13 protein-coding genes and 1 tRNA gene are annotated in these 11473 nt (G+C 71.0%); 12 read left to right on the forward strand and 2 right to left on the reverse strand.

Features of this window, described 5'->3' with window-relative positions:
• Window positions 1-73 precede the first annotated feature (73 nt).
• Window positions 74-1117 (forward strand): UDP-N-acetylmuramate dehydrogenase, encoded by a 1044-nt coding sequence (locus tag ACFV6I_RS31745; RefSeq protein ID WP_380429029.1) that lies wholly within the window; start codon window positions 74-76, stop codon window positions 1115-1117.
• Window positions 1118-1153: 36 nt separating this feature from the next.
• Here the strand turns inward: ACFV6I_RS31745 and ACFV6I_RS31750 are convergent, their stop codons facing one another.
• Together ACFV6I_RS31750 and ACFV6I_RS31755 are read right to left on the reverse strand one after the other, a co-directional pair.
• Window positions 1154-2188: an adenosine deaminase gene (locus tag ACFV6I_RS31750; RefSeq protein ID WP_380338864.1), complete on the reverse strand. Its 1035-nt coding sequence runs from the start codon at window positions 2186-2188 to the stop codon at window positions 1154-1156.
• A gap of 138 nt (window positions 2189-2326) precedes the next feature.
• A complete protein-coding gene (locus ACFV6I_RS31755; RefSeq protein ID WP_063348929.1) occupies window positions 2327-3574 on the reverse strand; it encodes a pyridoxal phosphate-dependent aminotransferase in 1248 nt (415 codons plus the stop codon).
• Window positions 3575-3858: 284 nt separating this feature from the next.
• Between ACFV6I_RS31755 and ACFV6I_RS31760 the strand changes: the two genes are divergently transcribed.
• From ACFV6I_RS31760 to rplL, 11 genes are all read left to right on the forward strand, one after another.
• Window positions 3859-3931 (forward strand) — tRNA-Trp (locus ACFV6I_RS31760).
• 147 nt (window positions 3932-4078) lie between these two features.
• Entirely contained in the window at window positions 4079-4438 is a 360-nt protein-coding gene (gene secE, locus ACFV6I_RS31765) for a preprotein translocase subunit SecE (protein ID WP_063348930.1), read from the forward strand.
• A gap of 212 nt (window positions 4439-4650) precedes the next feature.
• Window positions 4651-5547: a transcription termination/antitermination protein NusG gene (nusG, locus tag ACFV6I_RS31770; RefSeq protein ID WP_380429031.1), complete on the forward strand. Its 897-nt coding sequence runs from the start codon at window positions 4651-4653 to the stop codon at window positions 5545-5547.
• A gap of 165 nt (window positions 5548-5712) precedes the next feature.
• Entirely contained in the window at window positions 5713-6147 is a 435-nt protein-coding gene (rplK, locus tag ACFV6I_RS31775; protein WP_063348931.1) for a 50S ribosomal protein L11, read from the forward strand.
• Between the two features lie 77 nt (window positions 6148-6224).
• Window positions 6225-6947 (forward strand): 50S ribosomal protein L1, encoded by a 723-nt coding sequence (rplA, locus tag ACFV6I_RS31780; RefSeq protein ID WP_063348932.1) that lies wholly within the window; start codon window positions 6225-6227, stop codon window positions 6945-6947.
• A gap of 171 nt (window positions 6948-7118) precedes the next feature.
• Window positions 7119-7904: a hypothetical protein gene (locus tag ACFV6I_RS31785; RefSeq protein ID WP_380429034.1), complete on the forward strand. Its 786-nt coding sequence runs from the start codon at window positions 7119-7121 to the stop codon at window positions 7902-7904.
• A 111-nt stretch (window positions 7905-8015) separates the two neighbouring features.
• Complete coding sequence (locus ACFV6I_RS31790; protein WP_063348934.1) at window positions 8016-8837, forward strand: hypothetical protein; 822 nt, start codon at window positions 8016-8018, stop codon at window positions 8835-8837.
• 39 nt (window positions 8838-8876) lie between these two features.
• Complete coding sequence (locus ACFV6I_RS31795; RefSeq protein ID WP_063348935.1) at window positions 8877-9059, forward strand: hypothetical protein; 183 nt, start codon at window positions 8877-8879, stop codon at window positions 9057-9059.
• A 72-nt stretch (window positions 9060-9131) separates the two neighbouring features.
• Window positions 9132-9995, forward strand: a complete 864-nt coding sequence (locus tag ACFV6I_RS31800) for a hypothetical protein (protein ID WP_159398493.1) — start codon at window positions 9132-9134, stop codon at window positions 9993-9995.
• A gap of 365 nt (window positions 9996-10360) precedes the next feature.
• A complete protein-coding gene (gene rplJ / locus ACFV6I_RS31805; protein ID WP_063348937.1) occupies window positions 10361-10924 on the forward strand; it encodes a 50S ribosomal protein L10 in 564 nt (187 codons plus the stop codon).
• 84 nt (window positions 10925-11008) lie between these two features.
• A complete protein-coding gene (gene rplL / locus ACFV6I_RS31810; RefSeq protein WP_208869184.1) occupies window positions 11009-11392 on the forward strand; it encodes a 50S ribosomal protein L7/L12 in 384 nt (127 codons plus the stop codon).
• Window positions 11393-11473: the final 81 nt, after the last annotated feature.

Genomic DNA, 11473 nt, shown 5'->3' on the forward strand with positions numbered 1-11473 from the left:
GGCTGACCAGGCTCAGCGGCACCGGCTCCACCAGCGGCACGGTCACCGCCCCCGCTCCCGTACGCTGGTGGGCGTGCTGGTAGAAAACGACGCCCCCCTCGCCCCGCTGACCACGCTCCGGCTCGGCGGCCCGGCCCGCCGCCTGGTGACCGCCCACACCGACGACGAGGTGATCGCCACCGTCCGCGCGGCCGACGAGGCCGGCGAGCCGCTGCTGGTCCTCGGCGGCGGTTCCAACCTGGTGATCGGCGACGCCGGCTTCCCCGGCACCGTGCTGCGGATCGCGACCACCGGCTTCGCCCTGGACGGCACCGTGCTGGAGCTGGCGGCCGGCGAGGTCTGGTCGGAGGCGGTCACCCGCGCGGTGCGCGAGCACGGCCTGGCGGGCGTCGAGTTCCTGGCCGGCATCCCCGGCTCGGCCGGTGCGACCCCGGTGCAGAACGTCGGCGCGTACGGCCAGGAGGTCGCCCAGTCGATCACCGAGGTGGTCGCCTACGACCGCACGGCCGGCGAGGTGGTCACGCTCCCCAACGCCGAGTGCGCGTTCTCCTACCGGCACAGCCGGTTCAAGGCCGAGCCGGACCGCTACGTGGTGCTGCGGGTGCGGTTCGCCCTGGCCGACCACGAGGGGCTCTCCACCCCGGTCAAGTACGCCGAGGTGGCCAGGCACTTCGGCGTCGAGCAGGGCGAGCGGGTGCCGCTGGAGCGGGCGCACGACGCGGTGCTGGGGCTGCGCTCCGGCAAGGGCATGGTGCTGGACCCGGCGGACCACGACACCTGGTCGGCCGGCTCCTTCTTCACCAACCCGGTGCTCACCGCCGCCCAGTACGAGTCCTTCCGGACCCGCCCGGGCACCGAGAACGCCCCCGCCTACCCGGCGCCGGAGGGCTGCACCAAGACCTCGGCCGCCTGGCTGATCGACCGGGCCGGCTTCGGCAAGGGCTACGGCAGCGGCCCGGCGACGCTCTCCACCAAGCACACCCTGGCGCTCACCAACCGCGGCGCGGCCACCGCCGAGGACCTGCTGGCGCTGGCCCGGGAGATCCGGGACGGCGTCCGCGAGGCCTTCGGGGTCGAGCTGGTGAACGAGCCGGTGATGATCGGCGTCAAGCTCTAGGCCTGTCCGGGGTCGGCCTGGTCCACAAGGCACGCCTCAGGTGGCGCTGACCAGCCAGGTGTCGATGTCCGCCAGCAGCTCCTTGCGGACGGCCTCCGGCGCGCGCGAGCCGCGGACGGACTGCCGTGCCAGCTCGGCGAGTTCGGCGTCGCCGAAGCCGAGGACGTCGCGGGCCAGGTCGTACTGGGCGGCCAGCCGGCTGCCGAACAGCAGCGGGTCGTCCGCGCCCAGGGCCAGCGGCACGCCGGCGTCGAACAGCCGCCGCAGCGGGACGTCCTCGGGGCGCTCGTAGACGCCGAGCGAGACGTTCGAGGAGGGGCAGACCTCGCAGGTGATCTGGCGGTCCGCCAGCCGTTCCATCAGCCGGGGGTCCTCGGCGGCGCGGACGCCGTGGCCGATCCGGCCGGCGCCCAGGTCGTCCAGGCAGTCCCGGACGGATTCGGGCCCGGCCAGCTCGCCGCCGTGCGGGGCGGCCAGCAGCCCGCCCTTGCGGGCGATCTCGAAGGCCCGGTCGAAGTCCCGGGCGAGGCCGCGCCGCTCGTCGTTGGAGAGGCCGAAGCCGACCACGCCCTGGTCGGCGTACCGGACGGCGAGCCGGGCCAGCGTCCGGGCGTCCATCGGGGACTTCATCCGGTTCGCCGCGACCAGCACCCGGATGCCCACCCCGGTGGCCGTGGCGGCGTTCTCCACGGCGTCCAGGATCAGCTCCAGCGCGGGGATCAGCCCGCCCAGCCGGGGCGCGTACGAGGTCGGGTCGACCTGGATCTCCAGCCAGCGGGAGCCGTCCCGCCGCTCGTCCTGGGCGGTCTCCAGGACCAGCCGGCGGATGTCCTCCTCGTCCCGCAGCACCGAGCGGGCGGTGTCGTACAGGCGCTGGAAGCGGAACCAGCCGCGTTCGTCGGTGGCCCGCAGTTGCGGCGGCTCGCCGGAGCTGAGCGCCTCCGGCAGTCGGACGCCGTGCTTGTCGGCCAGCTCCAGCAGGGTGGCGGGCCGCATCGAGCCGGTGAAGTGCAGGTGCAGGTGGGCCTTCGGGAGGTCCCTGACGTCTCGCGGATTCAACAGGCGTTCCATTCGCCGATACTGCCGCATCGGACCCCCAAACGGGAACCGCCCTCCTTCCGTCCCCCGAAGGGGTGAAAGAGGGCGGTACCCGACGTGAAGCGCGGGTGTCAGCGGACGTCAGCGGACCTCAGCGGGCGCCGGCGGGTGTCAGTCGCGGGCCTCGCCGAGCAGCTTCTGCAGCCGGCCGATGCCCTCGGCCAGGTCGGCGTCGCCGAGCGCGTAGGAGAACCGCAGGTAGCCGGGGGTGCCGAAGGCCTCGCCCGGGACGGCCGCGACCTCAGCCTCGTCCAGGATCAGCGAGGCCAGCTCGCCGGAGCTCTGCGGGCGGTGGCCGCGGATCTCCTTGCCCAGCAGGCCCTTGACGGACGGGTACACGTAGAAGGCGCCCTCCGGCTCGGGGCAGTACACGCCCTCGATCTCGTTGAGCATCCGCACGATGGTCTTGCGGCGGCGGTCGAAGGCGGTGCGCATCTCGTGCACCGCGGCCAGGTCGCCGCTGACGGCGGCGATCGCGGCGCGCTGGGCGACGTTGGAGACGTTCGAGGTGGCGTGCGACTGCAGGTTGGTCGCGGCCTTGATGACGTCCTTGGGGCCGATCACCCAGCCCACCCGCCAGCCGGTCATCGCGTAGGTCTTGGCGACGCCGTTGACCACGATGCACTTGTCGGCCAGCTCGGGCAGCAGGGCCGGCAGCGAGGTGAAGGAGGCGTCGCCGTACACCAGGTGCTCGTAGATCTCGTCGGTGAGCACCCAGAGGCCGTGCTCCAGCGCCCAGCGGCCGATCGCCTCGGCCTCGGCCTCGGTGTACACCGCGCCGGTCGGGTTGGACGGCGAGACGAAGAGCACCACCTTGGTGTTCTCGGTGCGGGCGGCTTCCAGCTGCTCGACCGAGACCTTGTAACCGGTGGTCTCGTCGGTCACGACCTCCACCGGGACGCCGCCGGCGAGCTGGACCGACTCCGGGTAGGTGGTCCAGTACGGGGCCGGGACGATGACCTCGTCGCCCGGGTCCAGGATCGCGGCGAACGCCTCGTAGATCGCCTGCTTGCCGCCGTTGGTGACCAGCACCTGGGAGGCGTCCACCTCGTAGCCGGAGTCGCGCAGCGTCTTGGCGGCGATCGCGGACTTCAGCTCGGGCAGGCCACCCGCCGGGGTGTAGCGGTGGTTCTTCGGGTCGCGGCAGGCCTCGACGGCCGCCTCGACGATGTAGTCCGGGGTGGGGAAGTCGGGCTCGCCGGCTCCGAAGCCGATCACCGGACGGCCGGCCGCCTTGAGGGCCTTGGCCTTGGCGTCCACGGCGAGGGTCGCGGACTCGGCGATCGCACCGATCCGGGCGGAGACCCGGCGGTCGGCGGGGCGGATGGAACGGTCGGGCTGCGGGGTGGAAGCGCTCATGCCTGCATCGTCGCAGAACCGGGACGGACCGGGCATCGCGGTTTCACCATCCGTACCGGACCGTCCACATGGCGGCGCCCGCCGATCCGCCGGTGATCATGCGGGCATGCCGGACATATGCCGGACAACCGGTTCCCCCGGAAGAAGAGGTTCGACCAAACACCCCTCGACCACGTATGCTCACTGCTCGACGGCCCGCCGAAAAAGAACCGGAGCTTCACCAGCTGTGCAGACAGCGGGGGGAGATGCGGTAGGTTGGTCGCTACGGAGTCGCGAGACCCCGTAGGGCAATAGCTCAATTGGTAGAGCACCGGTCTCCAAAACCGGCGGTTGGGGGTTCAAGTCCCTCTTGCCCTGCTGCTTGATCCGTTTTCAGCCCGTTCGCTCCGCAGAGCGAGCGGGCTTGATGCGGAGAGGGCTCCGAATCAGCATCGCTTGTAGCCGGCCGTTCGTGCCCCATCGGGCGCGAGCCGCTCGGCCGGACCCGGATTCAGGTGAGGACGAGTGACGGAGACCACGGGCTCCACCGCAACGCCTGAGAGCGGCAACCCCGAGGGGGCCGACGGCGCTGCCGACACCACGCCCGCGGAGGGCGAGGACAAGTCGCTCTCGCGCCGCGAGCGCAAGCGCGCCGCCCGCGCCGGTGACAAGAAGTCCGGCAAGCGCGGCAAGATGGGCCCGTTCGCCCGAATCGGCCTGTTCTACCGCCAGATCATCGCCGAGCTGCGCAAGGTCGTCTGGCCCACCCGCAGCGAGCTCACCCAGTACACGACCGTCGTCGTCGTGTTCGTGGTGGTCGTGATGGGCTTCGTGGCCGGCCTCGACTACGGCCTCTCCAAGCTGAGCCTCCTGGTCTTCGGCTGACCTGGCCGTCCCACCTCCGTAGCAGTCTCCCGACCCGGGCCGAATCTTCGGCCCGGGTCGTGCTGTCTGCGCCGGACGTACGCGGCCGCTACCGTGGACTCGGTACTGTTGAAGTCTCCGAGTCCTCTCCTGGCGCCCGCGCGAGCGGCAGCCCGCCGGAGCCGGCCCCGGAGCGCGCCACCTTCACCATCTCCAGGAAAGAAGCAGCCACCGTGTCTGAGTCCCCCCTGTACGACGCCGACGAGACCGTCCGCGAGGCGGATGTCGCCGCCGAGCTGGACGCGGCCGAGCTGGCTGACGAAGCCGAGTCCGCCGAGCAGATCGTTGACGCCGTGGACGGCGACGAGGACGAGGTCGAGGCGCACGACGAGGCCGAGGCCGGCGAGCCCGCCGAGGAGGCGGCGCTGCACGTGGAGGACGACGTGGAGCCCGCCGCCGAGGAGACCGAGGCCGACGCCGAGGACGCCGACGCCGAGGAGACCGAGGCTGAGGAGACCGTCGAGGTCGACCCGGTCGCCAAGTTCCGCGAGGACCTGCGCTTCATGCCGGGCGAGTGGTACGTGATCCACACCTACGCCGGCTACGAGAACCGGGTGAAGCAGAACCTGGAGCAGCGCGCCGTCTCGCTGAACGTCGAGGAGTACATCTTCCAGGCCGAGGTGCCGCAGGAGGAGGTCGTCCAGATCAAGAACGGCGACCGCAAGACCATCCGCCAGAACAAGCTCCCCGGCTACGTCCTGGTGCGCATGGACCTCACCCCCGAGTCCTGGGGCGTCGTGCGCAACACCCCCGGTGTCACCGGCTTCGTCGGCAACGCCTACGACCCGTACCCGCTGACCCTGGACGAGGTCGTCAAGATGCTCGCCCCGGACGTCGAGCGCCAGGCGGCCAAGGAGGCCGGCAAGCCCTCGCCGATCAAGCCGAGCGAGATCCAGGTGCTGGACTTCGAGGTCGGCGACTCGGTCACCGTCACCGACGGTCCGTTCGCGACCCTGCAGGCGACCATCAACGAGATCAACCCCGACTCGAAGAAGGTCAAGGGCCTGGTCGAGATCTTCGGCCGGGAGACCCCGGTCGAGCTCTCCTTCGACCAGATCCAGAAGAACTAGTCCCACAATCTTCGGATCCGGGGCGGGGCCGAGGGCCCTGCCCCGGATCCGTTTTGGTCCAGCGGCGCTAAGGCGTTAGCCTGGTTCGATGTGTGTGTTGGCGGCCGGGTGTCGCCCCGGTTCCGCACACACCAGCACTCACCTCTCGGAAGGACCCGGAGAGACATGCCTCCCAAGAAGAAGAAGGTCACGGGGCTTATCAAGCTCCAGATCAACGCCGGTGCGGCCAACCCGGCGCCGCCGGTCGGCCCCGCGCTGGGCCAGCACGGCGTCAACATCATGGAGTTCTGCAAGGCCTACAACGCTGCGACCGAGTCGCAGCGCGGCATGATCGTGCCGGTGGAGATCACGGTCTACGACGACCGTTCCTTCACCTTCATCACGAAGACGCCGCCGGCCGCGCGCCTCATCCTGAAGGCCGCCGGTGTGGACAAGGGCTCCAGCGAGCCGCACAAGACCAAGGTCGCCAAGCTCACCAGCGCCCAGGTCCGCGACATCGCGACCACCAAGATGCCCGACCTGAACGCCAACGACCTGGACGCGGCGGAGAAGATCATCGCCGGCACCGCCCGGTCGATGGGCATCACCGTCGAGGGCTGACCAGCTCTTTTCGTCCCTGTGGTAGGGCCTGCGCAGGCCCGTGATACCACGACTCCCATCACCATTCAGGAGCAGCAGTGAAGCGCAGCAAGGCTCTGAAGGCCGCGGACGCTCAGGTCGACCGCGACCGCCTCTACGCCCCCCTCGAGGCCATCCGCCTCGCCAAGGCGACCAGCACCACCAAGTTCGACGGCACCGTCGAGGTCGCCATGCGTCTGGGCGTCGACCCGCGCAAGGCCGACCAGATGGTCCGCAGCACCGTGATCCTCCCGCACGGCACCGGTAAGACCGCTCGGGTCCTGGTCTTCGCGACCGGTGACCGTGCCGAGGCCGCGCGTGCTGCGGGCGCCGACATCGTCGGCTCCGACGAGCTGATCAACGAGGTCGCCAAGGGCCGCCTGGACTTCGACGCCGTCGTCGCCACCCCGGACCTCATGGGCAAGGTCGGCCGCCTCGGCCGCGTGCTCGGTCCCCGTGGTCTGATGCCGAACCCGAAGACCGGCACCGTGACCCCGGACGTCGCCAAGGCTGTCAACGACATCAAGGGCGGCAAGATCGAGTTCCGCGTCGACAAGCACTCGAACCTGCACTTCATCATCGGTAAGGCCTCCTTCACCGACGAGCAGCTGGTCGAGAACTACGCCGCCGCGCTGGACGAGGTGCTCCGCGCCAAGCCGTCCGCCGCCAAGGGCCGCTACATCAAGAAGACCGCCATCAGCACCACGATCGGCCCCGGCATCCCCGTGGACCCGAACCGCACCCGCAACCTCTTCGTCGAAGAGGACCCGGCCGCGGTCTGAGCCGATCGGCTCTGAAGCAGTCTGTACAGCGGGCCCGTACCCCCTTCACCGGGGGTGCGGGCCCGCCGTCGTTTCCGGATCGGAATAGGGGTGGATGGGAACGGTTGCCCGAAGCGTCGTACGCTCTGCCGGTCAGATCATGTGCAGAACGTGTGACCGTCGGAGCGTGCCGTGCCGCCCACCCTTCGCCCCGCCGCCGCGGTGGCCACCCTGCTGCTGATCGGTGCCACCACCGGGTGCAGCCTGCTGGCCGCCCCGGGAACCCGCACCCCCGACGGCGACCCCGCGCCCGTACCGCCCCGGCAGGTGGTGCTCGCCGCCGCCCAGGCGCTGGACGACGCCGGCGGCGCCCGGATCGACGTGGTCGAGGAGGGCCCGGCCGGCCGCCGCACCGCGAGCGGCACCCTGGTCTGGGGCACCCGGGACGAGGGCGCCCTGAGCGTCACCGACGAGCAGGGCACCGGGCAGCTGACCCTGCGGGACGGCGCACTCGACCTCAGCTACCAGGGCGCCCCGCCCAAGCACGCGGACCGGGACGGCGCCGAGTCGCTCGATCCGCGGGCGACCACCGGCCCGGGCGGCTACGCGGGTGGCTGGATGACCGCACTGGTCACCAACCCGGGCAGCCGCGCGTACAAGATCGCGCAGGCCGGGAAGCTCGGCTCGCTCGGCGGCGAGCAGCTGGCCGGGATGACCGTGGCGCACTACCAGGGCTCCACGCCGGTGGCCGAATACTTCGGCGCGGACCAGGAGTTGACCCCGGCGCGACTCGCCGCGGTGGTCGACTGGTACGGCCGGCGAGGGGTGGCGGCGATCGGTTACGACGTCTGGGTCGGGCCCGACGAGCGGCTGCTGCGACTGCGTGAGACGGCCCGGGGGAGCGACGGCACCACGGTGACCACGACGGATGTCTCGACCCCCGGAGAAGGTGACGCGCCCCCTGTCGAAGCCGGGTGACGGGAGGGGGTTGTTCGGCGCGTGGGGGATCTGGCGATCCGTTAGAGTCCGCGTGAGAAGAAGCCGAAAATCGGTTCTTCATCGGATCGTTCGGATCTCACGGGGGACTCCATGCGCGCTACGCGCCTCGCCTCGACCGTCGCCATCGCGGCCGTGCTGCTCGGTGCCGTCACCGCCTGCGGCAGCAAGGGCGGCGACGCCAAGAACGGCGACGCGGCGGCCGCGGCGCTGACCGGAGACCCCAAGGCCGCGCTGGCAGCCTCCGCCCTGGTGATGCAGAAGGCCGGCAACGGCAAGGTCACCATGATCTCCCCGGACGGCTCGACCCACACCGCGGGCAGCGGCGACGCCGACTGGAAGGACCCGAACCGGGCGGCCGTCGACCTGACGGGCGAGGTCGAGACCAAGAAGATCCGGTTCCGGGTGATCGGGACCGACGGCTACCTCGGCGGCGGCGACAGCGAGGCCGCAGCCATGGGCGGCAAGCACTGGATCAAGCTGCCCGCCTCGAACGAACTCGGCAACGGCGTCCTGCTGATGAGCCAACTGCTCAACCCGGTCGCCCAGCTCGGGCTCGCCGCACAGAGCGGCAAGCCCGCCAAGGTCGGCCAGGAGAGCCTCGATGGCGTCCAGGTCACCCACCTGCGGGCGGTCGAGGAGGCCTCCGCCATGGTGGCCGCCATGCCGGCGCTCACGGCCGGCCAGCGCACGGCCGTCCAGAAGTCCCTGGAAGAGGACGGCAGGACCCTCACCATCGACTTCTGGCTCAACGGCCGGCAGGAACTCGTCCAGTACCAGGAGTACGGGGACAAGAACGGCGAGCACGACGCCGTCACCGTCAAGTACGCGGACCTCGGCAAGGCCGCGAAGATCGACGCCCCCGCCGCCACCGACCTCGGCAGCGAGACCGACCTCCTCAAACTGCTCGGCTGATCCGCCGAGCCCGCGCACCGGAGCCGACGAGACCTCTGGGTGGACGCCGACCAGTTGGTCGTCCAGCGGAGCGCGACCGGCGACACCAAGGCGGGCGCGTTCAAGTCCACCGTCCTCTACTCGGACTACGGCACGCCGGTCACCGCCGCGGTGCCGGGCGCGGCCGACACGGTGGAACTGGCCGAGCTGGCGAAGCTCGGCAAGGGGGGCGCCACCGGCTGATCCGGGTCAGGGTGGCAAGGTGGCCGGAACGAAAGCCGCCGACGCGGCGCCCGGGCGAGAGGGGACCAGACGATGGCAGGACGACGGCGGTTGGCGGCGCTGGCCGCGGTCGTCCTGCTGGCGAGCGGGCTGGCCGGATGCGGCGGGGGTGGCGGCGCGCCGTCCACGCCCTCCGGCAGCCCGACCCCGACGAGTTCCTCGTCGACCGAGGCGGCCAAGCCCAGCGACCGCTCGCCGCACGGCGTCCTGGTCTCCGCCCAGCTGGCGATGCAGACCGCCCGCCGGGCCAAGGTCAGCTACCGGCTGGGCGCGGACGCCGGGGCCGGGCCGCTGTTCTGGCAGCCCAAGACGGCGCTCCAGATCAAGCGCTCCACCCCGGCCGACGCCGAGCAGCTGATCGTCGTGGACACCGTCGCCTACCAGGGCGGCGACGCCGCCACCGCGGCCCGCCAGGGCGGCCGGCACTGGGAGCGCTTCTCCGTCCCGCCGGACCCGGATGGCCACCGGGAGGTCCCGTACGCGGGGCTGATCGACCTGCTGAACCCGGTCGAGGCGCTGGCCGCCGCCACCGCCGACGGGGTGGACCCCCGGTTCATCGGCGAGGAGAGGTTCGACGACTCGACGGTCGAGCACTACCGGATCACCACCACCGCCGAGCGCTACGCCGCCGCCCAGACCCAGCTGACCCAGGCCCGCCGGGACGGCCTGCGGGCCGCGCTGGCCCCCGGCGGCTCGATCTCGCTCACCGTGGACCTCTGGCTCAACGACAAGGACCAGCTGGTCCGGCTCCAGCGCACCGGCAGCGGTGACAGCGGCCGGGCGGACGACTCGGTGCTCTACTCCGACTTCGCCGGCGCCCTGCTCTCGGTGCAGGCCCCGGCCGAGACGGACACCGTGGACACCGGGCCCCGGACGGTCTCCCCGCTGGCCCGCTGAGCCCCGTCCGGCGCGGCCGGCCCGGCGGGCATCGGCCGTTCAGGGGCGATTTGCCCCGGACGGCGGAGTCCGGTTACTGTTACCGAAGCCAAAGACCGCTGGTTGTCACCGTGCTCGCGAGGGATTCGGTGGCCGAAGGATCTGCGCTTCGTCGCAGGCAGCCCGCGCAGGTGTGTCTGGAGCTTCGACTTCCGGGTCCGCGTTCGCGCGAACATCCGTTGAGGTCGTTTCGAGCCCCGTGCGCCCTGCGCATCGGGGCTCATCTGCTTTCCGCAGGCTTTCCTTCCGTCCGGTTGGTTCGAGGCGTGAATGGTCGACTTTCGCGGTCGGCCGGATTTCGACATCACGGAAGGAGGCGTAAGCCTATGGCAAGGCCCGACAAGGCTGCTGCCGTCGCCGAGATCACGGACAAGTTCCGTGGCTCCTCCGCGGCGCTGCTGACCGAGTACCGCGGTCTCTCGGTGAAGCAGGTCAAGACCCTGCGTCGCTCGCTCGGCGAGAACGCCGAGTACGCCGTGGTGAAGAACACGCTGACCAAGATCGCGGCCAACGAGGCCGGGATTTCGGAGCTCGACGACCTGTTCAACGGTCCGACGGCTGTCGCCTTCGTCACCGGTGACCCGGTGGAGTCGGCGAAGGCTCTGCGTGACTTCGCCAAGGAGAACCCCGCTCTCATCATCAAGGGCGGTGTCCTTGACGGTAAGGCGCTGTCCGCCGATGAGATCAAGAAGCTCGCGGACCTCGAGTCCCGCGAGGTGCTGCTCGCCAAGCTGGCGGGTGCCCTGAAGGCCAAGCAGTCCCAGGCTGCCGCGCTCTTCCAGGCCCTGCCGTCGAAGCTCGTCCGCACTGTGGACGCGCTGCGCGACAAGGTCGAGCAGGGCGGTGCCGGTACGCCGGCTCCCGCCGCCGAGGACGCCGCCGCCGAGTAATCGGCAGGCTCACGCCTCGCTGCGGGCCCGTGCCCGCCCCACCCGTACATACGGCATCACCTGCCGATTTAGTGGAAGGACGCCATCATGGCGAAGCTGTCCCAGGACGAGCTGCTCGCGCAGTTCGAGGACCTCACCCTCATCGAGCTCGCTGGCTTCGTGAAGGCCTTCGAGGAGAAGTTCGACGTCACCGCCGCCGCCCCGGTCGCCGTTGCCGCCGCCGGTGGCCCGGCCGCCGTTGAGGCCGTCGAGGAGCAGGACGAGTTCGACGTCATCCTCGATGGTGCCGGCGACAAGAAGATCCAGGTCATCAAGGAGGTGCGCACCCTGACCTCCCTCGGCCTGAAGGAGGCCAAGGACCTCGTTGACACCGCTGGTGCCAAGGTCCTGGAGAAGGTTGCCAAGGACGTTGCCGAGAAGGCCAAGGCCGCCCTCGAGGGTGCCGGCGCCAAGGTCACCGTCAAGTGACTTCTCGCCCCCTCTGAGGGGGCCTGAATCCCGGGGGCGCGAGCCGCCGGGGGGGGGGGGGGGCGGGCGGTGGGGTGTGGG

The sequence above is a fragment of the Kitasatospora sp. NPDC059803 genome, from assembly GCF_042732255.1.
In the GTDB taxonomy this organism is placed as follows: Bacteria; Actinomycetota; Actinomycetes; order Streptomycetales; family Streptomycetaceae; genus Kitasatospora.